General features: G+C 66.4%; 23 protein-coding genes, 1 tRNA gene and 1 pseudogene. 9 read left to right on the plus strand and 16 right to left on the minus strand.

Features of this window, described 5'->3' with window-relative positions; genetic code table 11:
• Window position 1: 1 nt before the first annotated feature.
• Genes ASE58_RS07440 through ASE58_RS07450 form a run of 3 tightly spaced genes read right to left on the minus strand, consistent with a single transcriptional unit; the run spans window position 2 to window position 2060 of the window.
• The gene (locus tag ASE58_RS07440; RefSeq protein WP_055819275.1) at window positions 2-349 is read right to left on the minus strand and encodes a hypothetical protein; all 348 of its coding nucleotides are present in this window, start codon (window positions 347-349) and stop codon (window positions 2-4) included.
• Window positions 350-351: 2 nt separating this feature from the next.
• A complete protein-coding gene (locus ASE58_RS07445; RefSeq protein ID WP_200909312.1) occupies window positions 352-1251 on the minus strand; it encodes a DUF6772 family protein in 900 nt (299 codons plus the stop codon).
• A complete protein-coding gene (locus ASE58_RS07450; RefSeq protein WP_055819278.1) occupies window positions 1251-2060 on the minus strand; it encodes an IclR family transcriptional regulator in 810 nt (269 codons plus the stop codon). The genes ASE58_RS07445 and ASE58_RS07450 overlap by 1 nt, the downstream gene beginning before the upstream one ends.
• Before the next feature lie 170 nt (window positions 2061-2230).
• Between ASE58_RS07450 and ASE58_RS07455 the strand changes: the two genes are divergently transcribed.
• The 3 genes from ASE58_RS07455 (at window position 2231) to ASE58_RS07465 (ending at window position 7336) form a co-directional block, all read left to right on the plus strand.
• A complete protein-coding gene (locus tag ASE58_RS07455) occupies window positions 2231-4954 on the plus strand; it encodes a TonB-dependent receptor (protein WP_082467766.1) in 2724 nt (907 codons plus the stop codon).
• A gap of 169 nt (window positions 4955-5123) precedes the next feature.
• Window positions 5124-6323 carry a mannonate dehydratase gene (gene uxuA / locus ASE58_RS07460; RefSeq protein ID WP_235513529.1) on the plus strand — a complete coding sequence of 400 codons (1200 nt, stop codon included), beginning with the start codon at window positions 5124-5126 and terminating at the stop codon, window positions 6321-6323.
• Window positions 6320-7336 carry a sugar kinase gene (locus tag ASE58_RS07465; protein WP_055819286.1) on the plus strand — a complete coding sequence of 339 codons (1017 nt, stop codon included), beginning with the start codon at window positions 6320-6322 and terminating at the stop codon, window positions 7334-7336. The genes uxuA and ASE58_RS07465 overlap by 4 nt, the downstream gene beginning before the upstream one ends.
• A gap of 418 nt (window positions 7337-7754) precedes the next feature.
• On the opposite strand, the pseudogene ASE58_RS17880 reads toward ASE58_RS07465, so the two are convergent.
• Together ASE58_RS17880 and ASE58_RS07470 are read right to left on the minus strand one after the other, a co-directional pair.
• Window positions 7755-7880: pseudogene (locus ASE58_RS17880) on the minus strand (IS5/IS1182 family transposase); the annotation flags it as partial.
• A gap of 183 nt (window positions 7881-8063) precedes the next feature.
• Window positions 8064-8140: transfer RNA gene (locus tag ASE58_RS07470), tRNA-Arg, on the minus strand.
• A 56-nt stretch (window positions 8141-8196) separates the two neighbouring features.
• Here ASE58_RS07470 and ASE58_RS07475 point away from each other — a divergent pair.
• A complete protein-coding gene (locus tag ASE58_RS07475) occupies window positions 8197-8946 on the plus strand; it encodes a queuosine precursor transporter (protein WP_055819290.1) in 750 nt (249 codons plus the stop codon).
• Between the two features lie 6 nt (window positions 8947-8952).
• Here ASE58_RS07475 and purQ read toward each other — a convergent pair whose 3' ends face one another.
• A complete protein-coding gene (gene purQ, locus ASE58_RS07480) occupies window positions 8953-9621 on the minus strand; it encodes a phosphoribosylformylglycinamidine synthase subunit PurQ (RefSeq protein WP_055819294.1) in 669 nt (222 codons plus the stop codon).
• Complete coding sequence (purS, locus tag ASE58_RS07485; RefSeq protein ID WP_055763443.1) at window positions 9618-9848, minus strand: phosphoribosylformylglycinamidine synthase subunit PurS; 231 nt, start codon at window positions 9846-9848, stop codon at window positions 9618-9620. Before purS ends, purQ begins: the two co-directional genes overlap by 4 nt.
• A gap of 128 nt (window positions 9849-9976) precedes the next feature.
• Here purS and ASE58_RS07490 point away from each other — a divergent pair, with 128 nt between their 5' ends.
• Window positions 9977-10453 (plus strand): PH domain-containing protein, encoded by a 477-nt coding sequence (locus ASE58_RS07490; protein ID WP_055819297.1) that lies wholly within the window; start codon window positions 9977-9979, stop codon window positions 10451-10453.
• Complete coding sequence (locus ASE58_RS07495) at window positions 10447-11880, plus strand: PH domain-containing protein (protein WP_055819300.1); 1434 nt, start codon at window positions 10447-10449, stop codon at window positions 11878-11880. Before ASE58_RS07490 ends, ASE58_RS07495 begins: the two co-directional genes overlap by 7 nt.
• Here the strand turns inward: ASE58_RS07495 and ASE58_RS07500 are convergent.
• The 6 genes from ASE58_RS07500 to ASE58_RS07525 all read right to left on the minus strand — a co-directional run bounded on the left by ASE58_RS07500 (window position 11863) and on the right by ASE58_RS07525 (window position 19244).
• Window positions 11863-13167, minus strand: a complete 1305-nt coding sequence (locus ASE58_RS07500) for a cell wall hydrolase (RefSeq protein ID WP_156347648.1) — start codon at window positions 13165-13167, stop codon at window positions 11863-11865. The genes ASE58_RS07495 and ASE58_RS07500 overlap by 18 nt on opposite strands.
• A 156-nt stretch (window positions 13168-13323) precedes the next feature.
• Window positions 13324-14244, minus strand: coding sequence for a cysteine synthase A (gene cysK, locus ASE58_RS07505; RefSeq protein WP_055819303.1), 921 nt, complete (start codon window positions 14242-14244; stop codon window positions 13324-13326).
• Window positions 14241-15569 carry an MFS transporter gene (locus ASE58_RS07510; RefSeq protein WP_055819306.1) on the minus strand — a complete coding sequence of 443 codons (1329 nt, stop codon included), beginning with the start codon at window positions 15567-15569 and terminating at the stop codon, window positions 14241-14243. Before ASE58_RS07510 ends, cysK begins: the two co-directional genes overlap by 4 nt.
• Window positions 15570-15761: 192 nt before the next feature.
• Entirely contained in the window at window positions 15762-16586 is an 825-nt protein-coding gene (locus ASE58_RS07515; protein WP_055819309.1) for an alpha/beta fold hydrolase, read from the minus strand.
• Between the two features lie 85 nt (window positions 16587-16671).
• Window positions 16672-16854, minus strand: a complete 183-nt coding sequence (locus ASE58_RS07520) for a hypothetical protein (protein ID WP_055819312.1) — start codon at window positions 16852-16854, stop codon at window positions 16672-16674.
• A 101-nt stretch (window positions 16855-16955) separates the two neighbouring features.
• Window positions 16956-19244 carry an ATP-dependent helicase gene (locus tag ASE58_RS07525; protein WP_055819315.1) on the minus strand — a complete coding sequence of 763 codons (2289 nt, stop codon included), beginning with the start codon at window positions 19242-19244 and terminating at the stop codon, window positions 16956-16958.
• 188 nt (window positions 19245-19432) lie between these two features.
• On the opposite strand from ASE58_RS07525, the gene ASE58_RS07530 reads away from it, so the two are divergent.
• Together ASE58_RS07530 and ASE58_RS07535 are read left to right on the plus strand one after the other, a co-directional pair.
• Window positions 19433-19735, plus strand: coding sequence for a UrcA family protein (locus ASE58_RS07530; RefSeq protein ID WP_156347649.1), 303 nt, complete (start codon window positions 19433-19435; stop codon window positions 19733-19735).
• Between the two features lie 153 nt (window positions 19736-19888).
• The gene (locus ASE58_RS07535; RefSeq protein WP_156347650.1) at window positions 19889-21136 is read left to right on the plus strand and encodes an MFS transporter; all 1248 of its coding nucleotides are present in this window, start codon (window positions 19889-19891) and stop codon (window positions 21134-21136) included.
• A gap of 1 nt (window position 21137) precedes the next feature.
• Here the strand turns inward: ASE58_RS07535 and ASE58_RS07540 are convergent, their stop codons facing one another.
• The 3 genes from ASE58_RS07540 to ASE58_RS07550 form a co-directional block, all read right to left on the minus strand.
• Window positions 21138-22319, minus strand: coding sequence for a GGDEF domain-containing protein (locus ASE58_RS07540; protein WP_055819323.1), 1182 nt, complete (start codon window positions 22317-22319; stop codon window positions 21138-21140).
• Window positions 22320-22402: 83 nt separating this feature from the next.
• Window positions 22403-22942 (minus strand): 16S rRNA (guanine(966)-N(2))-methyltransferase RsmD, encoded by a 540-nt coding sequence (gene rsmD / locus ASE58_RS07545; RefSeq protein WP_055819326.1) that lies wholly within the window; start codon window positions 22940-22942, stop codon window positions 22403-22405.
• Window positions 22942-24498 carry a pseudouridine synthase gene (locus tag ASE58_RS07550; protein WP_235513530.1) on the minus strand — a complete coding sequence of 519 codons (1557 nt, stop codon included), beginning with the start codon at window positions 24496-24498 and terminating at the stop codon, window positions 22942-22944. Before ASE58_RS07550 ends, rsmD begins: the two co-directional genes overlap by 1 nt.
• Before the next feature lie 185 nt (window positions 24499-24683).
• Here ASE58_RS07550 and ASE58_RS07555 point away from each other — a divergent pair, with 185 nt between their 5' ends.
• Entirely contained in the window at window positions 24684-25118 is a 435-nt protein-coding gene (locus ASE58_RS07555) for a response regulator (RefSeq protein ID WP_055763465.1), read from the plus strand.
• Window positions 25119-25226: the final 108 nt, after the last annotated feature.

The following is a 25226-nucleotide window of genomic DNA, read 5'->3' on the forward strand; positions in this document are numbered from 1 at the left end:
GTCATTTGAGATGCAGCGTCACCAGGACGAGGCAGCTATCCCCGGCCGCCACTTCGCCGACCACCCGCAGCCAGTTGCCGAAATGCCGGACCCGCATGGCGGTGGTCGCGTCGGTATCTGCCGGTAGGCGGCCCGTCGTTCCTTCGGGTAGCCAGTGCATGCCGTCCGGCGAAATCTCGACACGCACTTCTGGTAGAGAAGAGGGCGTGTTCTGGTGTGACCGGGCGTCCAGTCGTCGCAGGAAGAAGATCGCTTCCGTCGCCCAACCGCATTCGACGGGCTCGGTAGCACAGACCCCTTCCCAGCGTTCGTTTCGAGCGACGACGATCGTCGAGGTTTCGCGCAGCATGGTCAGAAGTCCCCCGACAGGCAGACGGAATCGAGATACAGGAACGCGCGCTTGTCGCTCGCCGTCTCGACGAACATGGCGACGTTCAGCATGCACCAGAGGTTCTTCATCGCCGGCATGCGGATGGGCTCGAAACCGTCGAGGTCGAAGACCCGGTCGTTGCACTGCAGCCGAAGGGCCGTCATGCTTTCGAGATCGAAGTCGAACCTGACATAGTGCCAGTTAACCTTGGTCGCGATCTCGTTGTAGCACAGCCGTTGATCGGCTCCGGGGATGTCACGCCATCCCTCGTCCCCCAGATGGAAGTGACTGACCGTTTCGCTCTTGTCCCCGATTTCGTGTATCGTCGGCGAACCCGGCTTGAATTGCCACTGGCCGACCAGTTCGCCGTCGCGGGCGTTGAGATACCGGATGTGCGGCATGACCCGTTCGGCATCGGACCCCGAACGGTCGCTTGACTGGAGGTCGAGGAGGAAGCCCACGGACTTCACGTCCTTGTCCGAGAGCGCCAGTTCGCTGGCTTCCGGTTTGAACGTCATGTAAAATTCGAGGCGAACGGGCCCGGGGCGCCGGAAGGTCAGGCGCTTGATCGCTACGGCCTGCGAGTCTCGGCGGGCACGGGTGGGTACCTTCAACGCATAGGTGCCGTCCATCGAACCGTGGGTGCCGCCATCCCAGTGGCTGATGCTGGACAGCATCGGTCCGTTGAGCTCCCGGTACCCCGGCAATATCGTATCGAGCGAGCCTTCGTAGTTTCCGACCAGTTGGCTCCAGCCGCAATGTCCGCGATCGAAGTCGTCCAGTGCGATGATCCGGGGGAGGGGATCGAAACGGCTGAGACGTGGGTCGGCCAACGTCATGCCGAGCCGCACGGCGGCGGCGAGTTCGTCGGTGTTCGGCATCAGGCGACATCCTCGTTGAGGGACAGGCGTGCGGCACGGTTTCCGAGAGCGGCCGAGAGGCGGAGGGCGGCATCGGCGATGAGCGAGCGCACGTCATCGAGGCTCGCGAGGCTGCCGCGCTGCGGAAGGTAGGGCGAGGTGAGTACCGCTGCGATCTGATCGTTACGATCGAGGATCGGAAAGCTGAGATTGACGATGCCGGCGATCCGCAAGCTCGCCCTTTCCTCGTAACCCCGTGAAGCGATCTCGGCGATCTTGGTCTCGACCATGGCCATGGCAGCGTCGTCGACCAGGCGGGACAGCTGCGTCATGAACGTCCGCCGGGCGGCTTCGCTCAGCATCGCACAGAGAAGCAGTCCCGAGCTGGTTTCCCAGGCCGGGAACTGAGCGCCGAGGCGGACGGAGTACCGGATCGGCAGCGGCGAATCGATCTGCGCCACGATCGTGACGTTCGTCCGGCTGAGAACGCCCAGGTGGCAGCTTTGCCCGGCGGCCGATGCGAACTGTTCCATGAAGGGCACCGCGAGCGCGACGAGCGAACGCAGCGGTGGGTGTTCATGAGACAGATGAAACAGCTGCATGGAGAGCGAATAGACGTCCCCCGGACTCCGCTCGATATAACCCCGGCCTTCCAGAAACTGGATCAAGCGGTACAGTTCGCCGGTCGACCGACCGAGCGACGCCGAGATCGCGGTCAGGTTCAGGCCGGCGGGCGCTGAAGCCAGCAGTTCGAGGATGTCCAACCCCTTCTGCAACGCTGGCACATTGTACCGCGCGATCGCTGCGACACCGTCATCATCGGCACTCATTGTTTCTCACCCAAGAAAATCATTCTCAATTGATGGACGTACCTCAAGCTTTACGTCATTGAAAACCCCCGGAATGAAAAATATTTGGCGGGAAGATCGAATCACCTTGCCAGATTTCGAGAAACGTTTTTACAAGCGAGAAATAAGATTGAAGAGGTTGGGAGGGATTCATGAAGAAGCGAGCAATCTGGTATACCGGTGCGGCTCTTGGCCACTTGGCGCTCGCGCCGCTCAGTGCGGCGCAGACCGGGCCGGAGCAGCCGGCTGCGTCCGATGTGCAGGAGGTTCCGGCCGCGCCGGACACCGCTCAGGCCGCGGAGTCCGACATCGTCGTGACCGGTATCCGGAGCTCGATCGCCAAGTCGCTCGACCGCAAGCGGACGGCGGGAACGATCATCGAGTCCATCAACGCCGAGGATATCGGCAAGCTGCCCGATCAGAACGTCGCGGAAGCCATTGGCCGCGTGAACGGCGTCAACATCGCCCGCAAAGACGGCGAAGGCAGCAGTTTTACGGTTCGAGGGCTGTCCCTCAACCGCGTCGAGATCAACGGACGTTCCTTCGTCGGCCCTACGCAGGACGCTACGCCGGCGCTCGAAACCGTCAATCCGGAGATATTCTCCGGGATCGACGTCGCGAAGTCGCCGTCTGCCGATCAGGTCGAAGGTGCGATTGGTGCGACCATCAACCTGCGCACCAGGCGTCCCCTCGATTCGCGCCGCAACGTGTATTCGGCCCGCTTGCAGGGGGTCTATGCGGACAAGGCCGAGAAGGCGGGGCTTCGGTCGTCGGGTCTGGCGTCGATCCAGAACGGTGATGGCACCTTCGGCGTGCTCGCCGGTGTCGCCTATTCACGCCTGTTCTCGCAAAGCGAGGGGCTCACCACCAACGGCTGGGTCCGCACCAATGCGATCGATGGGAACGGTGACGGGGTCGCCGACCGGAATCTCTACAGGCCGAACCGGATCACGTCTCAGATCGAGCGCCGCAAGGATGACCGCGTCACGTTGAACGGGTCGGTCCAGTGGAAGCCGGATGACGAGAACGAGTTCGTGCTGGATGCGACCTGGTCCCGTTTTTCCCGGAAGCGCGACCTGAACTACTATCAGCTGCTCCTGAACAACAACGCGGTTCGTGGTTCCACCACGGTCGCTTCCGACGGGACCATCACTGGCGCGACGCTGACCGGCATAACCCCCCGTCCACTCGCCTATGATGCGCCGTCGCTGCTCAAGTCGTTCAATGTCGGCGCTACTGCCAAGCATGAGTCGGGACCGCTCAAGCTGACGGCGGACGCGTCGTACAGCACCGGTAGCGGCACGGAGAACCAGGCGGGACTGTCCACCGGTGCACCCTTCACCTACGTGATCGTGCCCAAAGCCGGCAACACGACCGACATCAGCTACGACTTCGCGGCTGGACGAAATTTCCCGAACTACTCGCTCAGGACCAACTTCAACCAGGACGATCCGAGCAGCTACCAGCTGTTCTCGGTCTTCGATGGTGAGGCCCGGTCCAACAACCGGGGATATGATGGACGCCTGGATGCCGTGTACGATCTCGGCGGCGGTGCCTTCAAAAGCCTGCAGGCAGGTGTGCGCTACGACGACATCACCCTGCGGTCGACCGATCCGCAATCGACACCCGCCGCCGCGGCGCTGCTGGCGTTCGCGGACAGGAACAGGGACGGCATCATCACCTTGGATGAGCTGCCCTCCGTCAGTTATCGCAATCAGTTCAGCGGCGGTTTCCTGCCCGAAGCGCGAGGGAACTTCCCGCGAGATTTCCTGACGGGTGACGTGCTGTCGGTGGCTCAGGCGCGTGCGGACGTCGGTCTGGGGCAGCCGGCGCGTCAACCCGCATCGGAACGCGGCGTCGTGCAGCGCTCGCTCGCCGGCTATGTCAGGATGAACTTCGAAGGCGACGTCGGTGTGCCGTTCCAGGGCAACGTCGGTGTACGGTACGTCAACACGCGGCGGACGGCATCGGGCAACGTCGTGGCCACGAGCGCGACCGGAAGCTCGATAACCCCGATCGAGGTGACGCGGACCTTCGGCAACTGGCTACCAAGCGGAAACCTGTCGCTCGATCTTACGGACAAGCTTATTCTGCGCCTCGCGTCCTCGAAGGCGATCGCACGACCGGCGCTTCGGGATGTGGCGCCCGGTATCACCGTCGCGCTGACCAACTTTACGGCCGCGTCCGGTAACGCCGCGCTCGATCCGATCCAGGCCGATCAGGCGGATATTTCCCTTGAGTGGTATTTCGGTCAGGCAAGCCTGTTGAACGTCGCGTTGTTCAAGAAGAACCTTCGTACGTTCATCGTTCCCACGACCATATCGACGACGATCGACGGTTATCCGCCCAGCGCGGTGAATCCATCGGGCCTGTTCCAGCTGAGCCGACCCGACAACGGGACCGGCGGTCGGGTGCAGGGCGTCGAGGTGGGTTACCAGCATGCGCTCAGGTTCCTGCCGGCGCCGTTCGACGGGTTGGGCATCAACGCGAACTACACCTATGCCGACAGCCGTACGCCGATCGCGGACCCGCTCGGGGGCGGTACGCTGCCGCTCGTCAACCTGTCCAAGCACACGGCCAATCTGGTCGGATATTTCGAGAACAGCCTGTTTCAATTGCGTGCCGCATATTCGTACCGCAGCCGCTTCCTGGTTTCCGTCGATAGCGCCGCATTGGGGGGAGCGCGCTACCAGAACGGCTATGGTCAGCTCGACCTTTCGGCTGTCATCAATCTCGACAGCCGGTTCCGGCTGACGTTCGACGCGACGAACCTGACCAAGCAGTTCGAACGGCAATATAGCGGTGTCGATGCCCGCACCTTCCTGACCGCGGTTCACGACACGCGCTACTTCGCTGGCATCATCGCTTCGTTCTGAGAGCGTGGGTCTCCTGCGATCCGCCGCTTCGAGACGGCGGATCGCAGCATGCCGCCGGGGGCTCGGAAGGTGCGGATCACACGCAGCCGGGACATCGAGGCTCAGGGGATTCCGCCGCCAGCTCGACAACCCGAAACCTGTCTGCTCATCGAAAACGGAACTTCCAGACATGATCGATACGACGACGCGCATGATCCAGGCGTTACGCTGGTTCGGACCAAATGACGCGGTCTCGTTGGCGAGCATTCGGCAGGCCGGCGCAGAAGAGGTCGTGACGGCGCTGCACGATGTGTCCAACGGCGCGGTCTGGTCGGTCGACGCGATTAAGGCCCACAAGGACAGGATCGCGGCGGCAGGGCTGGGATGGTCGGTGGTCGAGAGCCTGCCGGTACACGAAGGGATCAAGACGAGATCGTCCGACTGGCCACGCCTGATCGAGAATTACGTAGCGAGCATTTCCAATCTCGCGGCATGCGGCATCAAGGTCGTGACGTACAACTTCATGCCGCTGCTGGATTGGACCCGGACGGACCTCGCGTGGCGATTGCCGGACGGGGCGAGGGCGCTGAGGTTCGAATGGGATGCGCTGGCAGCCTACGACCTGTTCATCCTCCAACGACCGAACGCCCATGGCGATTATGATGACGCTACGCGCGATCGGGCGAAGATACGCTTCTCGAGCATGACGGATGCGGAGCGTTCGACCCTTGAGCGCACCATTCTGGCCGGACTACCGGGAGCCGAGGAGCACTATACCTCCAGTCGATTCCTCAAGGCGTTGGCGACGTATGACGGCATCGACGCCGATGCGCTGCGAGCGAACCATCACGCATTCATGGAAGCGGTCGCTCCCATTGCCGCGTCCTGCGGGATTCAGATGGTCGTGCACCCCGATGACCCGCCATTCTCCCTGTTCGGGTTGCCGAGAGTGGTGAGCAGCGCGAGCGACCTTGCCAGTCTGTTCGATGCTGTGCCGGAGCCGGCGAACGGACTGTGCTTCTGCGCCGGATCGTTGGGAGCGCGAGCCGACAACGACCTCGCAGCGATGTTACGCGGTTTCGGGTCCAGGATCGGGTTCCTCCATCTCCGTTCGGTGCAGAGAGAGGAGGGCGGGGCGTTCCATGAGGCGGAGCATCTCAAGGGAGACGCGGACATGCCGTCCCTGATGTTGGAAATCGTCGCGCTTTCCCGTCGTGAAGGGCGCCGCATTCCGGTGCGTCCGGATCACGGCCACCAGATGCTGGACGATCTCAAGCGGACCAGCGCCCCAGGGTATTCGCTCCTGGGCCGGATGCGCGGGCTGGCGGAACTTCGCGGCCTGGAGACCGGCATCGCACGGGCGCTCCCAAGCGACTTGTCCTCACGATGAGCGGCGGAAGCCTGCTCGCCTTCGGCGAAGTGATGCTGCGTCTGTCGCCGCCACGCGGAGAACTCCTGCTCCAGTCACCGATGCTGAACGTCTGCATCGCAGGCGCCGAGGCGAACGTGGCGGGCCAGTTGGCTGCCTTGGGCCATTCCGCCGCGATCGTGACGAGGCTGCCGGATGATGATCTGGGACGGGCGGCGTACTCCGCGTTGCGTGGCCGCGGCATCGACGTGAGCCGGGTCGTGTTCGGCGGAAACAGGATCGGACTATATTATGCGACGCTGGGCGCGTCGGTTCGAGGGACCGAGGTTCTTTACGATCGCGAGAACTCGGCCTTCGCGACGGCGAGTCCGGAATCCTGGGATTGGGATCATCTGCTCGAAGGGGTCGACCGTCTCCACCTGTCGGGAATAACCCCTGCATTGGGGCCCCTTTCCGCAGAAGCGACCGTGGCGGCGTCCAAAGCCGCCGCGGACCGGGGAATCGCCGTGTCGTTCGATGGGAATTGGCGTGGTCGTCTTTGGAGCCGCTGGAACGGCGATGCCCGGAGCATCCTCGATCGCATCGTCTGCAACGTCGATCTATTGTTCGGAGATCACCGGGACATCGGACTGCTCCTCAACGGGGGTAGCCCGCCCAGCGCTCCGAGCGATGACTTCGAAGCGGCCGCAGCTGCTGCATTCGACGCGTATCCCAATTTGAAGATGGTCGCGGCGACGTCTCGTCGGGTGTTCAGCGCGGATCATCATTCGCTTCGCGCAAATCTGTGCACTCGGCGGGAAGCCGTCCGAACCGAATATGTCGACGTTCCTGGCATCGTGGACAGGATAGGGACTGGTGACGCCTTCGTCGCCGGAATCATCAGCGGTATCTTGTCGGGCTTTTCTGCTCGGGACATTGCTGAGACTGGCCTGGCGCTCGGCGTACTGGCGCATTCGGTAGCGGGCGATGGCTCACAATTTCATCCCGGACAAGTCCAAAGCTTCCGCGACGGAAAGCGTGACGTCCAGCGATGAATTGACTTGGTCGATGCACGGGGAAGGTCGGCGATGCAGTCGGTCGACGTTTTCTTTGATTGTCGAGAGCTTGATTGGTCCGGAATTGAGTAGGGGGGACTATGAGTGAAGGTACCGGCAATGGTATGCGGAGCGTTTCCGAGAATGTCGTGCAATACATGATTAAAAGCGCTGGGGCTGTTTCCAGCGGAGCGTCCCATGCCCAATTTGGAATTAGCTACAATACTTGGCGTAAAATCCAAGAGGGGCAGATGATTCGAACATCTGTAGCAGACAGGCTTGAGCAGCGGATCCTCACCAGGCTCATGACGCATTGATTGACCCAGAACATGATGGGTGCTGCGAGAGCGACGGCAGACATGAGGGCGCGAGCGGATGAAGCGGATGCAGGTCGTCTTCGCCGAACCGTAAGCCGCTAGCGCAGGCCATTGCGGATCACGAGAATGATCCGCCGATCATCCACGCGCGGCACGCCGTACGATAACGGAAAATGCGGCTTGATCCGCTGCATCTGCTTGTCCGTTAGCCAGAACAGGTCGCCCATCGGGCGCTCCTCCACCGCCAATGAATCAAGCCCGCCCCGGCCACGTAAGCTATCTGATAGGTCTTGAACCCAGATCGCGGGGGAGAAGTTTGGAGGCGCGGACCAGCTCTTCGAGCCGGGGCATCCCCGTCGTCGGATCAACGGCTCGGCGTCCGGTGCATTTGCGCCATAAGATCGCGGCAATGGCGCACCCGGAGGGATTCGAACCCCCGACCAAGGAGGTAGAAGCTCCTTGCTCTATCCAGCTGAGCTACGGGTGCCCGCCGCTTCGTTAGCGTGCATTGCGGCGAAGCGGAACCGCTATCATAACGCATCCATGCACGAACCGTCCGATCGTCCCCTCGACCGTATCGATGCCGGCGCCGTTCCGGCGCGCGGGTTTCGCCATTTCGATCTGGTGATGGCGGCGTTCGTCACCATCCTGCTGCTGTCGAACATCATCGGCGCGGGGAAGGTCGCGGCGCTGGACATTGGCGGGACGCCGTTCGTGTTCGGCGCGGGCATCCTGTTCTTTCCGGTGTCCTATGTCCTGGGCGACGTGCTGACCGAGGTGTATGGCTATGACCGGGCGCGGCGCTGCATCTGGGTCGGGTTCGCGGCGCTGCTGTTCATGGCGTTCATGGCATGGGCGGTTGTCGCGATGCCGCCGGCCGCCGGCTGGACGGGCCAGGGCGCCTATGAAGCGGTGTTCGGACAGGTGCCGCGCATCGTCTTCGCCTCGATTGCTGCCTTCTGGGCCGGGGAGTTCATCAACGCCTATGTCCTCGCCCGGATGAAGGTGTGGACAGAGGGGCGCGCGCTGTGGACGCGGACGATCGGGTCGACGGTGGTGGGGCAGGCGGTCGACAGCGCGATCTTCTATCCGCTCGCCTTCCTCTACGTCTGGCCAACCGGGCAGGTGGTGACGGTGATGGTCACCAACTGGGCGATGAAGGTCGCGTGGGAAGTCGTGCTGACGCCGGTCACCTACGCCGTGGTCGGCTGGCTGAAGCGGCGCGAGGGCGTCGAGGTGTTCGACACCGCGACCGACTTTTCCCCCTTTGCGGGAGAGCGCCGGTCGCGGTGAGCAAGGTCAGGCTCCGACCTTTGCCAGCAGTCCTTCGAACAGGGCGCGCCCATCGCGGCCGCCATGGGCCGCTTCGATGCGGCGTTCGGGGTGGGGCATCATGCCGAGCACATTGCCGGCATCGTTGACGAGACCGGCGATGTCGCGCGCCGACCCGTTGACCGGTTCGGCATAGCGAAACGCGACCTGTCCCTCGCCCTCGATCCGGTCGAGCGTCGCGTCGTCGGCGGTATAGTTGCCGTCGTGATGCGCCACCGGCACCTTGATCGTGTCGCCCGCGCGGTAGCCGCTGGTAAAGGCCGAGCGGGTGTCGCCGACGGTCAGCGCGACGTCGCGGCACACGAACGACAGCCCGCGATTGCGCATCAGCGCGCCGGGCAACAGCCCGGCTTCGGTCAGGATCTGGAACCCGTTGCAGATGCCGAGCACCGGCAGGCCCCGGCCCGCCGCCTCGACCACCGCACGCATCACGGGCGATCGCGCGGCGATCGCGCCGGAGCGCAGATAGTCGCCATAGGAAAAGCCGCCGGGAACGGCGACCAGCCCGATATCGTCCGGCAGGTCGGTGTCGCGGTGCCACACCATCGTCGGCGCGGTGCCGGTGACCGATTCCAGCGCGACGGCGATGTCGCGGTCGCAGTTCGACCCCGGAAAGACGATGACCGCCGTCTTCATGCCCGTTCGACCCGGTAGTTTTCGATGACGGTGTTGGCCAGCAGCTTGCGGCACATCGCGTCGATCGTTTCGTCATCGGTGTCGTCGGCAACGTCCAGTTCGATCAGCTTGCCGACGCGCGCTTCGCCCACGCCCGCAAAGCCGAGCGAGGCGAGCGCATGTTCGATCGCCTTGCCCTGCGGATCGAGTACGCCGTTCTTGAGCGTCACGACGATGCGGAGTTTCATGGATTGCCCTCGACTGCACAGAATATTTGCGCGCGCTATGGCCCCGCCGGCGCTCGCGCACAAGAGCATAGGGCCGCGCCCGCCGGATTCCCTTGAGCGGGGCGTATTGTGCCCCTATCACACCGACTATGGATGCACCCCCCGCGCTTGGCGCCCTCGATCGTCGGTTCGTCAATGTCCTGCGCTGGCGCGGGGCGGTGCTGGCGCTGGCCGTGCTGGCGGTCGCGGGGGTCGGCGAACTGATCCTCGCCGATCAGGGGTTGCCGAACGGGCTGGCCGCCGTGCCCGCCCTCGCGATCGGGGCATGGCTGACCTTCGTCGCGCCGGGCCGCAAGTTCGGCCATTGGGGCTTCGCGCTCGACGATCGCGAGCTGCAGGTGGCCCATGGCTGGCTGATGCGGGTGCATACCATCGTGCCGATCGGCCGGGTGCAGCATATCGACGTGTCGCAGGGTCCGATCGAGCGGGCGTGCGGCGTCGCGACGGTCGTGTTGCACACCGCCGGCACCGACCATAGCCGCGTCGCGGTGCCCGGCCTGTCGCGCGATGCCGCCGAGGGGGTCCGCGACCGCATCCGCGCCGCGATCGACGCATCGCTATGGTAGGCGCGCCCGATGCGGCGCGGCGGCTGCATCCCGGCACCATCGCGCTGCGCATCGTGGTGAAGGCGCCGCAGAATGTCGCGGGGCTGGTCGCATTGTCGGCGGCGGCATCGCGCGGCGGGCTGTGGGTGATGGCCGGGGTCGCCGCGCTGGTGCTGGTTGGGGCGGCAGTGGTGACGTGGCTGCGGTGGCGGTCGTTCACCTATCGCATCGCCGATGGCGAACTGGTGATTGCCGACGGCATCCTCCACCGCAATCGCCGGTCGATCCCGTTCGAACGCATCCAGGACGTGTCGATCGACCAGAAGCTGCTGGCGCGCATCTTCGGGCTGGCGCGCGTGCGGATCGAAACCGGCGGCGGCGAGGCGGACGAGGCGTCGCTGGACAGCGTGTCGCTGGCCGAAGCCGCGCGGCTGCGCGCGGTGCTGCGGGGGCGGGACGCGCCGACCGCGACTGTCACCGCCCCGCCGCCGATCCGCGACGTGCTTTTCGCGATGGACCCGCGGCGGCTGCTGACGATGGGCCTGTTCGGCTTTTCGCTGGTGTGGGTCGGCGTGTTGTTCGCGGCGATCAACCAGCTCGGCGACCTGATGGGCCTCGACGGCAGGGGCTGGTGGAGCTGGGTCGGGATCGCCGGGCGGGAGGCATGGGCGCTCGCCACGCCGCTGTTCGTGCTGATGGCCGTCGTCGCCGCGCTGGTGATCGGTGCGATCAGCGGGGTCGCACGCACCTTCTTCATCGACCATGGGTTCCGGCTGGAGCGCGAGGGCGAGCGACTGCGCCGCGTCCGGGGCCTCACCACCCGTACCGAGGTCGTCGTCAGCCTGCGCCGGATACAATTGGCGCTGATCGAACGCGGCATGGTCAGCGGGCGCTTCGGCTGGTCGGGGTTGCGATTGCAGACGCTCGGCGGCAGCGACGATGCCGGCGGGCGGCAGCAGGTCGCGCCCTTTGCGCGGGATGAAGAGGTGACGCGGGTGCTGGCGGCGGCGGGCTATCCGGCGTTCGATCCGCTGCCGCTGCGGCCGGTGGCGTTCGGCCATGTCGTGCGCGCCGCGCTGCTGCGGGGCGGGGTGCCGCTGGTCGGGGTCGCCATCGCCACCTGGTTCGTGCCGCTGATGGGATTTGCGCTGCTGCTGGTGCCGGTTCCGGTGGTGATCGCGCTGCTGGCGCGGCGGCGGCATCGCTATGCGATCCTTGGCGATACGCTGCAGGTGATGCGCGGCGTGCTGGCGAAACAGGCGTGGATCGTGCCGCTGCGGAGTATCCAGAGCGTGTCGGTTACCCGTTCGCCACTGCAACGGCTGCTGGGCATCGCGACGGTGCGGGTCGATACCGCCGGGGCCAAGGGGCTGGGCCGGCCCGACATCACCGACCTTGCGGTCGAGGATGCCTATCCGCTGGCCCGCGCGTTACTGTGCGGGCGTTGAGGGCGTTGGCGCCGGTGCCGGCGCTTCGCCGCGGCGGACTCCGCTGAGCACCGCCGGGCCGGCGGGTTCGGCGCGGGGCGGTGCCGGCAGGGGCGGGGCGACGGCGCGCCGCATGCATTCGGCCGGTGCGCGCGGCACCTGCTGGCAATTCCACAACAGCCGTTCGAGCGGCTGGGCCCGGTCGCGCAGATAGCTGAACGACATCGCCGCGATCGCCGCCGGTTCGCTCGCCGCCGCAGCCTTTGCGGGAAGCGCCGCGCGATCGCGCCAGCCGAGGAACTTGCACCGCACCCGGTCGCCACAGGCGGCACTGGCGAGCGCAGGCCACTGGTCCGGCGGCCCGGCGGTGTCGAGCGCGACGAGGAACGTGTCCGGATCGTCGCTGCTGGGGTGCGGTCCCGCACCGGCTGCGAACCGCCCGGTCAGCAAGCCCGCTTCCTGTTCGATGGCCAGCACTTCGGGCAGCTGGTGCGCCGGCGCATAGGGCGCGAGTTGCAGGATGCGCGGTTCCTCGCCCGCCGCCCGCTGGCGGAACGCGCCGGGCGTGCCCCACCATCCGGCCCAGCGGAAGAACAGATGGGTGTCGACCCGGGCGATCTTCGACAGGCTCGACTGCCAATACGGCACCACCCAGTCGGTGTGATAGTGCGTGGCATAGCCTACGGCCGCAAAGACGCTGCCCGACAACGCCGCGCCCGCCACCCGGCGCGCGCGTTCCCAGAAGGCGTCGGGATAGCGGCGGGCGAGCGCGCCGTCGCAGGTGAAGGTGAACTGGCAACCCGTGCGGCGTTCCGATCCCTGGAACACCACGCCGCACACGCTGGCGGGAAAGGCGGGATGGCGGACGCGGTTCAGCACGACCTGCGCCACCGCGCGCTGGCCGATGCTGTCGTCGCCTGCCTCATACAGCACGGCGGCGGCGAGGCAGTCGGTGGCGCGGGCAAGATTGTCGGCGTCCCCGGCAAAGCGGAACGGACGCGCGGCAGGGTTGGGGCCATCGAAGAACGGCACCGTCGCATTGAACGCGCGCGCTTCGTCGGGCGGCAGGTTGCGGAACTCGGCCGGTTCGACCGGGGGCGGGGGGATCGCCGGCCCGGCGGTGGGACCGGCCGCGCCACGCTGCCCGGCAACGACGCGCGGCGCGACGCGAACCGGCGGCGCACGCTCGACGATCACCGCCGGGACCACGGCGGCGGCGATCGACAGCGCGACCAGCACGCCGTCGATCGCGGTCGAACCGCTGCGGATGCCGCGCGGTGTCGACGATGTTTGCAGACGCTGATCCACTAACTTCTATCCGGTCGGTTCGAGCAGTTTCGAGCTTGTCGAGAAACGTCCGTCGAGAACGGTGCGCGGAAGGCGCCTTCTCGACTGCGGATCTCGACAGGCTCGATCCTCCGCTCGAAGCGAACGGAGTTTGGAAATGGACGCGCGCCTAGCCGCTTACTGCTCGGGCAGGAAGTCCGGCACCGACAGATAGCGTTCGCCGGTGTCGTAGTTGAAGCCCAGCACGCGCACCCCTTCGGGCAGGTCGGGCAGCTTCTGCAGGATCGCCGCCAGCGTCGCGCCCGACGAGATGCCGACCAGCATCCCTTCCTCACGCGCCGACCGCCGTGCCATGTCCTTGGCGACGCCTGCATCGACTTTGATGACGCCATCGATCGCGCCGGTGTGCAGGTTGGCGGGGACGAAACCGGCGCCGATGCCCTGGATCGGGTGGGGGCCCGGCTGTCCGCCCGAAATGACCGGCGACAGTTCGGGTTCGACCGCGAACACCTTCAACTCCGGCCATTCCTTCTTCAGCGCCTCGGCGACGCCGGTGATGTGGCCGCCGGTACCGACACCGGTGATGATGACGTCGATGGGCGTGTCGGCGAAGTCGCGCAGGATTTCCTGCGCGGTCGTCCGCACATGGACGTCGACATTCGCCGGATTTTCGAACTGCTGCGGAATCCACGCATCGGGCACCTTGGCTGCCAGTTCCTGCGCCCGCTCGATCGCGCCCTTCATGCCCTTTTCACGGGGCGTCAGGTCGAAGGTCGCGCCATAGGCCAGCATCAGGCGACGCCGCTCGATGCTCATGCTTTCGGGCATGACCAGGATCAGCCGGTACCCCTTGACCGCCGCGACCATTGCCAGCCCGACGCCGGTATTACCGCTGGTCGGTTCGATGATCGTGCCGCCGGGCTTCAGGTCGCCCGATGCCTCGGCCGCCTCGATCATGGCCAGCGCGATGCGGTCCTTGATCGACCCGCCGGGGTTCGACCGCTCGGACTTGATCCACACCTCGGCATCGCCGAACAGCCGGCGGACGCGGACGTGCGGCGTATTGCCGATCGTTTGCAGGATGGTATCGGCCTTCATGGCTGGGTCTCCTTCGGGGTGACTTCTAGGTCTTCAGGGGGCGTGAAGCTGCGCGCGGCACGCAGTTCGGGGAACAGGCGCGACCACAGCATCGTGACGCCGATCGCCAGCACCCCGCCACCGGCGACGGCGACGACCGGGCCGACCAGCGCGGCAAGGAAACCGGAGCGTGCCTCGCCCAGCTCGTTCGATCCCGACACGAACAGCGTCGACACCGCACCGACCCGCCCGCGCATCGCATCGGGGGTGTGCAGCTGGATCAGCGATTGCCGGACATAGACCGACACCATGTCGGTCGCGCCGACGACGAACAGAGAGATGAGCGCCAGGATCGCGGCCGGCGCGAAGTCGCTGCCGATCGCCGCCTGTCCGAACACCGGGATCAACAACGGTGCCGACAGCCCGAACAAGGCGGTCGCCGCGCCGAAGCCCATCACCGACAACAGCATCTTGGCACCGACATCTTTCGACAGTGGCTTGAACGCAAATACGGCGGCGACCGTCACCGCGCCCAGCGCCGGGGCGGCGCGCAGATGGCCCAGGCCGTCCGCGCCGATCTGCAGAATGTCGCGGGCATAGATGGGCAGCATCGCCGTCGCTCCGCCCAGCAGCACCGCGAACAGGTCGAGCGAGATTGCCCCGAACACCAGCCGGTTGCGCCGGACATAGGACAGGCCGTCGAGCATCTGCCGCCACGGGTTCATGTTGCCGGTGATCGCCGCGCGCGGGATCGGCGGGATCAGGAACAGCATGACGAGGCCGAACAGGAACAGCCCCGCCGACACCGCATAGGGCAGGTAATGGCCGAACGCATAGAGATAGCCGCCCATCGCCGGCCCCAGCACCGATCCGCCCTGCCACGCGATCGAACTCATCGCGATCGCGGTCGGCAGCACGGCCGGTGGCACGAGGTTGGGGGCAAGCGCCTGCAACGCCGGCCCGGCAAAGGCGCGCGCCACGCCCAGCATCGCGGCGACGAAGAACAGCCAGGGCAGGGTGATCTGGCCGCTATAGGTCAGCCACGCGAGCAGCAGCGCGCATCCGCCCTCCAGCGCGACCGACCCGCGCGCGATCCAGCGCCGGTCCACCCGGTCGGCGACCCAGCCCGCGACCAGCGACAACACCAGCAACGGCAGGAACTGCGCAACGCCGATCAGCCCGAGCTGAAACGCCGATTGCTTGATGGTCATCGTCTCGCGCGCGATGTCATACACCTGCCACCCGATGACCACGACCATCGCGATCTGCGCCAGCGTGTTCGACAGACGCGCGAGGAAATAGGCGCGGAACGGCGCGATCGATAATGGGTGTGGGGTGACGACCATGGGCTGGGGTTTAGGTCCGGGGAGGGGCCGGGGCAATGCAGATCGGCTTGGGGGGTGTTCGGCGGTGGCTTCACCCCATTTCGTCACCCCCGCGAAGGCGGGGGTCCATATACGCCAACTTCACGATTCATCATGATCGTCAGCGTCTATGGATTCCCGCCTTCGCGGGAATGACGAGGGGTGGGATGCGGCTTACCGCGCCAGAAACGTCAGCAAATCCTCGGTTAACCGGTCGCTTTCGGTCGCGAACAGCCCGTGCGGCGCGCCGTCATATTCGACCAGCGTCGCATTCGGCAGCGCCTTGGCAAGCGCGCGACCGGTGGCGTCGATCGGCACCGTCTGGTCCGACGTCCCGTGGATGACCAGCGTCGGCACGGTGATCGAGGGCAGGTCGGGCCGGAAATCGGTCGTCCCGAACGATTCCGCGCAAGCCAACGTCGGCTTCAGTCCGGCCAGCATCGCCGTGTTCCACGACAGGTCGAGCACTTCCTCGCTCACCGGGCTGGTGATGAAGCCGACGCCATAAAATTGATCGAAGAAGGTGCGGAAGAACTTCGGGCGATCCGCCTTGATATTGTCGGCGATCTCCTGAAGCTGGTCCTGCGGCACACCGTCGGGGTTGTCGTCGGTCTGGAGCATGTACGGCACGACCGATCCGATGAAGCCCGCGCGGGTCACGCCCTTGCCACCATGGCGCGACATGTACCGCGCGACCTCGCCGCCGCCCATCGAGAAGCCGACCAGCGCGATATCGTCGGTGACGCCGGTTTCCTTCAGCACATCGGCCAGATCGTCCGACAGCGTGTCATAGTCATAGCCCGACCACGGCTGGTCCGACCGGCCGAACCCGCGCCGGTCATAGGCGATGACCCGGTACCCGGCATCGGCCAACGCCATCGCCTGCGGGTCCCAGCTGTCGGCCGACAGCGGCCAGCCATGGATCAACACGACCGGGCGGCCCTGTCCCCAATCCTTTACGAACAGGCTGGTGCCGTCACGGGTCTTTACATAGGGCATGGCGCGGTCCTCGTCTGGAATTGCTGATCCGTGAACGAGCGAGCCGTGGTGCGGTTGCCTGTGCGATACGGGCGTTACCGTACGGTCAGCGTGGGACGATGCCCAGCAGCGGGCGGACGACGCCGCGTTCGGCATCGCGCAGGATTGCCGAATAGCGTTCCGCCATCTGGGTATGGACCCGACGCACTTCGGGCAGGCTCGCCTCATCCGCGCGGTGGCGCGATTCGGCCAGACGGCGGCGATAATAGGTAATGTTGTCAATCGGCATGGTGCCCTCTTCGTACTTCGTACTTGGCGGACCATGCATATGCCGTTGTTTTCGATCCGTCGCTGATCCACATCAAGCATCGGTTCAGAAACGGCCGGCCGTTACCCGGGCGTGACGAAACTGTCGATGACCCGTTTCTGTCCGGCGGTCTCAAACAACACTTCCAGCTTGTTGCCTTCGATTGTCTCGATCGTCCCGTAACCGAATTTCTGGTGGAATACGCGCTGTCCGGTGGACAGGTCGCCGCGGCCTTTATTGCCGAGGCTGATCGCGCTCGCCCGTGCCTCGACCACGCGCGACGGGGTGGGGGTGAAGCCCGACCCCTGCGACGCCGCGCGTTTCCAGCCCGGCCCGCGCCCGGTGCCGCGCGCGACATCGGCGAACGGATCGGCCCGCTCGCTCCAGTTCGCACGCCACAGGCTCTCGCCGCCCGACATGGTCGTCTCGGTCTCGATATGCTCGGGTGGCAGTTCGCCGACGAAGCGCGAGGGGAGTGACGAATTCCACTGTCCATAGATGCGGCGATTGGCGGCGTGGAAGATCACGGCCAGCCGCCGCGCGCGGGTGATCGCGACATAGGCGAGGCGGCGCTCCTCTTCCAACGACGCGGTGCCGCCTTCGTCCAGCGATCGCTGCGACGGGAACAGCCCTTCCTCCCACCCGACACAGAACACCGTGTCGAACTCCAGCCCCTTGGCGGCGTGGATCGTCATGATCGTGACCTTCGGCTCCTCCGCCGACGCCTCGTTGTCCATCACCAGGCTGACATGCTCGAGGAACGCGCCGAGCGATTCATATTCCTCCATCGCGCGGACGAGTTCGGTCAGGTTCTCCAGCCGCCCGGCGGCCTCGGCGGTCTTTTCCGCCTGATACATGGCGGTATAGCCGCTTTCGTCCAGCAACTGCCGCGCCAGTTCGGCATGCGGCAGGCCCTGCGCCATGTCGCGCCAGCGCGCGAAATCACCGACCAGCCGCCCCAGCGACTTGCGCGCCGCGCCGGTCAGTTCGTCGGTATCGAGGATGCGCGCGGCGGCGGTCATCAGCGAGCTGCCGGTCGCGCGGGCGAAGCGGTGGATGGTCTGCACCGCCTTGTCGCCCAGGCCCCGCTTGGGCACGTTGACGATCCGTTCGAACGCCAGGTCGTCGGCGGGCTGGTTGACGACGCGCAGATAGGCCAGCGCATCGCGGATTTCGGCACGCTCATAGAAGCGGAAGCCGCCGACGATCCGGTACGGCATGCCGATGCCGATAAAGCGTTCTTCGAATTCGCGTGTCTGGTGCTGCGCGCGCACGAGAATGGCGAAATTGTCGAGATTATTGCCGTCGCGCTGCCCGCGTTCGACCATCTCGCCGACGCGGCGCGCTTCCTCCGGGCCGTCCCACACGCCGATGACGCGGACTTTTTCGCCGACGTCGGTTTCGGTCCACAACGTCTTGCCCAGCCGCCCGCCATTATGCGCGATGACGCCCGACGCCGCGCCCAGGATATGCGGCGTCGAGCGGTAATTCTGTTCCAGCTTGACGATCTTCGCGCCCGGAAAGTCGCGTTCGAAGCGCAGGATGTTTTCGACCTGCGCACCGCGCCACGAATAGATCGACTGGTCGTCGTCACCGACGCAGCACAGGTTGCGCCGCTCCTGCGCCAGCAACCGCAGCCACAGATACTGGACGCTGTTCGTGTCCTGATATTCGTCGACCATGATGTAGCGGAAACGCTGCTGATATTGCTGCAACACCTCGCGGTTCGTCCGCAATATCGTCAGGACGTGCAGCAACAGGTCGCCGAAGTCGCAGGCGTTCACCGCCTGCAACCGGTCCTGATATTGCTGGTACAGCTCGCCGCCGCGCCCATTGGCGAAGCGTTCGCTTTCCCCGGCATCGACGTCGGCCGGGGTCATCCCCTTGTTCTTCCACCCGTCGATCAGCCCGGCCAGGCTGCGCGCCGGCCAGCGCTTTTCATCCAGATTGGCGGCGACGATCAGCTGTTTGAGCAGGCGCAACTGGTCGTCGGTGTCGAGAATGGTGAAGTTCGACTGCAACCCGACCAGCTCGGCATGTCGGCGCAGCATCTTGGCGCCGATCGCGTGGAACGTGCCGAGCCACGGCATCCCCTCGACCAGATCGCCGACCAGCCGACCGACCCGCTCGCGCATTTCCTTCGCCGCCTTGTTGGTGAAGGTCACCGACAGGATTTCGGATGGATATGCCTTTCGCGTGTAGAGCAGGTGCGCCAGCCGCGCGGTTAACGCCGCCGTCTTGCCGGTGCCGGCACCCGCCAGCACCAGTACCGGGCCGTCGGTGGTCAGCACCGCATCGCGCTGCGGTTCGTTCAGGCCGCGCAGATATGGGGCGTCGACGGGGTTCGGGGCAGGGGGGTTAAGAGCGGCCATCGTCGAACAGGTAGGGAACGAACGGTAAAGCGACAAGCAAGGAAATCGTTTCCCAACCGTCATCATATTGCCATCACGCCTTCGCTGCGGTGCAACATGGCGGCGTTATCTGGCGGGTGCCGGTGGACGGCGGCGTCAAGCCCGACGACCGCTGCCGCGACGGGCACGCTTTCGCAGGAGCCAACCCCATGACGATCCGTTTCCTCGCCCTCGCAGCGACCGCCGCCGCTTGCCTGTCGTCCGCCGCCCATGCCGAACTGCGTGAGCCGGTGACGGCACGCGTGTCGGTCGCCGGGCTCGACCTCGCCTCTTCGGAAGGACGCCGCCTGCTCGACGCCCGCATCGACGCCGCTGCGCAGCGCGGGTGCCAGTCGCAGCTGACCGGCCTGCGCCGGGTGACCGACGAACGCCGCTGCCGCGAGGAAATGCACCGCGACGCGCAGGTGCGGATCGCGCAGCTGACCCCGGTGGAGGTGGCAAGCGCGAAGTAAGTTCATCATGCCAGGGTACGTCACCCCGGATCAGGTCCGGGGTGAAGACATTGGCGGCTGAGATGCGATAATTACGTGACAATGCGCTTGCGCGAACGCTTCTTGCCTTAAAGCGGCAACTTGCTACGCGGGCGCATGACCAAACCGCATCCCATGCGCGTCCATCGCCGCATCCTGATAGCCAGCCTGATCGGCACTTCGGTCGAATTCTACGACTTCTATATCTATGCCACCGCCGCGACGCTGGTGTTCGGGCCGCTGTTCTTTCCGTCCGACAGCGCGTCGGCACGGCTGATGGCGAGCTATCTGTCGATCGGCCTCGCCTTCATCGCCCGGCCGCTGGGCGCGGTGGTGTTCGGGCATTTCGGCGACCGGCTGGGGCGCAAGTCGACGCTCGTCGCGTCGCTGATGCTGATGGGCGGATCGACGCTGCTGATCGCGTTCCTGCCAACCTATGCCCAGGTCGGCTGGGTCGCGCCGCTGCTGCTGTGCGCGCTGCGGTTCGCGCAGGGGCTGGGGCTGGGCGGCGAATGGGGCGGCGCGGCGCTGCTGGCGGTGGAAAATGCCCCGCCGGGATGGCGCGGGCGGTTCGGCATGGTGCCGCAACTGGGCGCGCCGGTCGGGTTCATCGCCGCCAACGGGCTGTTCCTGCTGCTCGGCCTCACGCTGTCGGAGGCGGATTTTGCCGCATGGGGTTGGCGCCTGCCCTTCCTGTTCAGCGCGGCGCTGGTCGCGCTGGGGCTGTGGGTGCGGGTCAAGCTGCACGAAACACCCGCCTTTGCCCGCGCACTGGCGCAGGAAGCGCCCGCCGCCGTGCCGATCGCCGAACTGGCCGGTGCCCATCTGCGCGCGACATTGGCCGGGACGTTCGGCGTCGTCGCCTGTTTCGCGCTCTACTATATCGCGACCACCTTCGTGCTCGGCTACGGCACCACCACACTCGGCTATAGCCGCAGTGCGTTCCTGCAGACGCAGCTGGTGGCGATCCTGTTCATGGCCGCTGGCATTGCGCTGGCCGGATGGCTGTCGGATCGCGCGACCCCGGCAAGGGTGCTGGCGGGCGGCTGTGTCGGAGTCGTGCTGGCGGGTGTGCTGCTGGCACCGATGGTCGGCGGGGGATCGCTGTTCGTGATCGGCGCGTGGCTGTCGTTCGCGCTGTTGATGATGGGGTTCGTCTATGGGCCGCTCGGCGCGTGGCTGCCCGCGCTGTTCCCGGCGCGGGTGCGCTACACCGGCGCGTCGATGGGCTTCAACGTCGGCGGGGTGATCGGCGGCGGGCTGACCCCCAGCATCGCGCAGGCGCTGTCGGTGTCGCATGGGCTGGGCGCGGTCGGCGTTGTGCTGGGCGCGGCGGGGATCGCCAGCATCCTCGGCCTGCTGCTGGTCCCGCGCGCGCGATAGGCTAAGCGGTACGCAGCGCCTGTGCGTCGATGACCGCGTCTGGCACCGGGCAGATGCGGTTGCGGCCGGCGCGCTTGGCGTCATAGACCCAGCGATCGGCACGATCGATCAGGCTGTTCAGCGTATCGCCCGGCTCCAGCAACGCCAGCCCGGCGCTGACCGTGATCGGGGGCAGGTGGCCGCCGATCGCCGGGATGCCCGCGCGCACCGCTTGCGCCGCCAGCCATGCGCCACGCAGGGTCGTGCGATCGAGTATCGCGACGAATTCCTCACCGCCCAGCCGCGCAACCACCGCCGATGACGGCAGCCGCCCGGTCAACAGGCGCGCAAATGCCTGCAGCACCGCATCGCCGGTAGCATGGCCATAGCCGTCATTGACCCGCTTGAAATGGTCGATGTCGAACAGGATCACGGCCAGCGGCTCGTCCGTTTCGCGCGCGGCATCGACCAGCGGTGCCGCCCGCCGCTCGAACCCCCGCCGGTTTGCGACTGCGGTCAACGGATCGGTTTCCGATTCGGATATCGTCCGCCCCATCGCCGCCTGCACGACCAGCAACAGCGCCAGCAATCCGGCCGTAACCATCAGCACGCCGCCGGTCGCCTGCGAAAACAGCGCATAGCTGCTGCCGGCATAGGCCTTGGCCGTCGAACCGGAACCGAAGGTCGCGGCGAAAAACGGTTTGACCAGGAAATGCGCCGTGGTCGTCGCCGACACGATCCCCAGCGCCAGCCACAACGGTCCCCGCTTGCGCCGTACCGCATCGACCGCGATCACGGTCGACAGCCCGGCTCCGACCAGGAACGGTGCCTGATAGGCGATTTCGTACCACAGCGCGTTGCGCGGCCCGTTCCAGATCAGCGCACGATCGATCGCGCCGAACGCCACCAGCGCGAGCAACGGCCCGACCGGGATCTTCCGCCCGGCCAGCCCGGCCATCCCCGCCTGCAACAACGTGATGCTGAGCAGGAACGACCCATAGCTCAGGATCAGGAACGCCGTGAGATGATCGGTCAGCCGCACGCCCAGTTCGCTGAGCGGGGTCAGCCCGCCGACGAGATAGGCGAGGATGAACCACGATACGTGACGCTGTTCGGGATAGGATACCCGGACGATCGCAAACGCCGTGGCGAACAGCCCGGCGATGCAGGCGTTGACGATCAGAGCATATACCGCGCTGTCCATTCCCGATCCCGCCAAATTGCCGATTCGGGATCGTTATCACCATTTTCCGGGGAAAATATGAACAGCGCGGATTTTTTGCCGGTTCAGAGGAGGCGGAGCAGGGTCACGCGCGCCTTGCCATAGCTACGTTCGGCATCGACGCTGAATTGCGGCAGGTCGAGCACTTCGCTCTTGGCGGTTTCGATGCTGACCCATGTCGCGGGTCCGATCCAGCCCAGCCGCGCCAGCTTGTCCGCCGCCACCGCGCCGGCGCCGCTGCCATAGGGCGGGTCCATCATCACGATGTCCAGCGGACGCGGCGCGGGGCCGAGCGCCAGCACCGACGTCGCGCGGACATCGGCCCCGCCGACCTCCAGCTTCGCCAGATTGGCGCGCAATGCATCGAGTGCCGCCTTGTCCTGTTCGACGAACAGGCAGGTGGACGCCCCGCGCGACAGCGCCTCGATCCCCAGCGCGCCCGATCCGGCGAACAGGTCGGCGACCGCCAGTTCGTCGAAGCTGCCGACCCGGCTGGCCAGCATCGAAAACAGCGCCTCGCGCGTGCGGTCGGCGGTGGGACGGGTCGCATCGCCCTTCGGCGCGACGATCGGCCGGCCGCGCCATTGGCCCGAAATCACCCGCATCAGCGCTTGCCCCCGCCCGGCTTGCCACCGCCGGGGCGGCCGCCCTTCGGCTTGCCCTTGGCGACACGCGGCGCGGGACCGGCCTTGGCCCAGCCGCTCGGCTTGCGCTTGGGCCGGTCGACGAAGCTCGCCCGATCGGCATCGGCCGCTTCCGCCTGCGTCATCCGCTTGTCGACCGGCCCGCGCGGTGCGCGCGCATCGTCGGTGCTCGCCGGACTGGACCGGACGGGATTGGACCGGAAGCTGTTGGACCGGGCCGGGCGGTCGTCGCCCGACGCCTGCTCGCGGGGTTTGCGCGATACCCGCGCCACCCCGTCATAGCCCGGCCGCTCGGCATGGGCCGCCGCGCGTCTGGCGCGGGGATTGTCGGTGGGTCGATCGCCATAGGCACGTCGATCGCCCAGCCCCGGCTGCCGCCGCTCGGCCGGCGTCTGTCCCGCCTGCGCCAGCGGATCGAAGCCCTCGCGCGGTTCGACCGGCCGTTCGGTCGCATGGGTGCGCGGACCCACGCGCCGCGCATCGCCCTGCGGCCGCGCACCGAAGCCGGAGCGCTCGCCACCCTGCGGCCGAGCACCGAAGCCGGAGCGCTCGCCACCCTGCGGCCGAGCACCGAAGCCGGAGCGCTCGCCACCCTGCGGCCGCGCGCCAAAGCTGCGCCGCTCGCCGCCGTCCTGCGCGTCGCGGTCGGGGCGACGCCCGCTGAACCCCGAACGCTGCCCGTCGCGTTCGGTGCGCGGGCGGCGTTCGTCGCCGAAGCGCGCGCCGGTCGCCACCGGTTCGGGACGCGGCAGCGGCGTCGCGCGCTTCCAGCTTTTCAGCGCGGCGGGATCGGCCCCCTCGGGTGCCGGCTTGCTGGTCGGCTTGTTGGCCAGCGTCTTGCGGAACGCGACCAGTTCGTGCTGGCGGATTTCGTCGACCTCGCCTTCGGCCAGGTCGAGCAGGTTGAACGGGCCATAGCGCGTGCGGATCAGGCGCGACACCTTCAGCCCCAGATGTTCGAGCACGCGGCGAACCTCGCGGTTCTTGCCCTCGGTCAGCGTCATTTCGATCCAGGTGTTGGTCCCGGTGCGCCGTTCGAGGTTCGCGTTGATCGGGCCATAGCGCACGCCCTCGATCTCGATGCCGAGCATCAGGTCTTCGAGCTGCTGCTGGCTGATCTCGCCATAGGCACGCGCGCGATAGGTCCGCTCGACCCCGGTCGCGGGCAGTTCCAGACGGCGCTTGAACTCGCCGTCGGTCGTCATCAGCAACAACCCCTCGGTATTCAGGTCGAGCCGCCCGACCGGGATCAGCCGCGGCAGGCCGTCGGGCAACCGGTCATAGATCGTCGGCCGCCCTGCGCCGTCGCGCTCGGCGGTCAGCGTGCCGGCAGGCTTGTGGAACCGGAACAGCCGGGTGGGTTCGGGCGCCGCGACCGGCGCGCCGTCGACCGTCACGCCCTTCAGGTTGGGCAGGATCGTCGCGGGCGTTTCGATGACCACGCCGTTCAGCGCGACGCGCCCGGCGGTGATCATGCGTTCGACATCGCGGCGCGACGCCACGCCGGCACGCGCCATCAGCTTGGCGATGCGCTGGCCTTCGCGGGGGGATTCGGTCGGGGATTCAGGGGGCGTAACGATGATGTGCGTATCCGTTTGCGGCGATGTGACGAAAGTTTCAGCCGAAGCGGTTCCTTCGTCGCCTTCGCGAGTTTGAGGCTTCGTATAAGCTGGTTGCATCCCGGTGGAAAGCGAGTGGGGCTATGTTGTTCGGGCGCAAGAAGCGGCACATCAACCGGATCCTGGTGGTCGAGGACGAGCCGCTGGTCGCGTTCGACACCGAACATTTCCTGGGCGCGTCGGGATTCGAGATCTGCGCGACCGTCGATACCGTCGCCGCCGCCTGCGCGTCGATCGCGGCGGGGGACAAGCTCGACCTCGTGCTGGTCGACATCAACCTGTCCGACGGCAGCGGGCTGGACGTCGCGCGCTGTGCACACGAACACGGCGTGCCGGTGCTGCTGGTGACCGGCAGTTGTCCGCAGGGGGCACAGGATTTCGCAGCCGGCTGCCTCGCCAAACCCTATCCGCAAAAGGACCTGCTGAGCGCGATCGACGCGATCGATGCGGTGGTCGCCGGTGCCAAGCTGCCCCGCCGCCTGCCCAGCGGCTTCAACCTGTTCCGCGCGGTGGCGTAACCACCGCGCGACGGTCGAACAGCGCCCGTAATGCCTGTCGGGCGTAGCCGCGCGCCCACCTTGCCGCCATCGCCAACCCCTTCTACGGTCGCGCCCCTTCCTGGAGGA

The organism is Sphingomonas sp. Leaf9, assembly GCF_001421355.1.
GTDB lineage: Bacteria > Pseudomonadota > Alphaproteobacteria > Sphingomonadales > Sphingomonadaceae > Sphingomonas.

Excerpts from the sequence above, each read along its gene's own strand:
- ASE58_RS07440 (WP_055819275.1), bottom strand. The coding sequence starts at position 349 with ATGCTGCGCGAAACCTCGACGATCGTCGTCGCTCGAAACGAACGCTGG.
- ASE58_RS07445 (WP_200909312.1), bottom strand. The coding sequence starts at position 1,251 with ATGCCGAACACCGACGAACTCGCCGCCGCCGTGCGGCTCGGCATGACG.
- ASE58_RS07450 (WP_055819278.1), bottom strand. The coding sequence starts at position 2,060 with ATGAGTGCCGATGATGACGGTGTCGCAGCGATCGCGCGGTACAATGTG.
- ASE58_RS07455 (WP_082467766.1), top strand. The coding sequence starts at position 2,231 with ATGAAGAAGCGAGCAATCTGGTATACCGGTGCGGCTCTTGGCCACTTG.
- uxuA (WP_235513529.1), top strand. The coding sequence starts at position 5,124 with ATGATCGATACGACGACGCGCATGATCCAGGCGTTACGCTGGTTCGGA.
- ASE58_RS07465 (WP_055819286.1), top strand. The coding sequence starts at position 6,320 with ATGAGCGGCGGAAGCCTGCTCGCCTTCGGCGAAGTGATGCTGCGTCTG.
- ASE58_RS07475 (WP_055819290.1), top strand. The coding sequence starts at position 8,197 with ATGCACGAACCGTCCGATCGTCCCCTCGACCGTATCGATGCCGGCGCC.
- purQ (WP_055819294.1), bottom strand. The coding sequence starts at position 9,621 with ATGAAGACGGCGGTCATCGTCTTTCCGGGGTCGAACTGCGACCGCGAC.
- purS (WP_055763443.1), bottom strand. The coding sequence starts at position 9,848 with ATGAAACTCCGCATCGTCGTGACGCTCAAGAACGGCGTACTCGATCCG.
- ASE58_RS07490 (WP_055819297.1), top strand. The coding sequence starts at position 9,977 with ATGGATGCACCCCCCGCGCTTGGCGCCCTCGATCGTCGGTTCGTCAAT.
- ASE58_RS07495 (WP_055819300.1), top strand. The coding sequence starts at position 10,447 with ATGGTAGGCGCGCCCGATGCGGCGCGGCGGCTGCATCCCGGCACCATC.
- cysK (WP_055819303.1), bottom strand. The coding sequence starts at position 14,244 with ATGAAGGCCGATACCATCCTGCAAACGATCGGCAATACGCCGCACGTC.
- ASE58_RS07510 (WP_055819306.1), bottom strand. The coding sequence starts at position 15,569 with ATGGTCGTCACCCCACACCCATTATCGATCGCGCCGTTCCGCGCCTAT.
- ASE58_RS07515 (WP_055819309.1), bottom strand. The coding sequence starts at position 16,586 with ATGCCCTATGTAAAGACCCGTGACGGCACCAGCCTGTTCGTAAAGGAT.
- ASE58_RS07520 (WP_055819312.1), bottom strand. The coding sequence starts at position 16,854 with ATGCCGATTGACAACATTACCTATTATCGCCGCCGTCTGGCCGAATCG.
- ASE58_RS07525 (WP_055819315.1), bottom strand. The coding sequence starts at position 19,244 with ATGGCCGCTCTTAACCCCCCTGCCCCGAACCCCGTCGACGCCCCATAT.
- ASE58_RS07530 (WP_156347649.1), top strand. The coding sequence starts at position 19,433 with ATGACGATCCGTTTCCTCGCCCTCGCAGCGACCGCCGCCGCTTGCCTG.
- ASE58_RS07535 (WP_156347650.1), top strand. The coding sequence starts at position 19,889 with ATGCGCGTCCATCGCCGCATCCTGATAGCCAGCCTGATCGGCACTTCG.
- ASE58_RS07540 (WP_055819323.1), bottom strand. The coding sequence starts at position 22,319 with ATGGACAGCGCGGTATATGCTCTGATCGTCAACGCCTGCATCGCCGGG.
- rsmD (WP_055819326.1), bottom strand. The coding sequence starts at position 22,942 with ATGCGGGTGATTTCGGGCCAATGGCGCGGCCGGCCGATCGTCGCGCCG.
- ASE58_RS07550 (WP_235513530.1), bottom strand. The coding sequence starts at position 24,498 with ATGGCGCGTGCCGGCGTGGCGTCGCGCCGCGATGTCGAACGCATGATC.
- ASE58_RS07555 (WP_055763465.1), top strand. The coding sequence starts at position 24,684 with ATGTTGTTCGGGCGCAAGAAGCGGCACATCAACCGGATCCTGGTGGTC.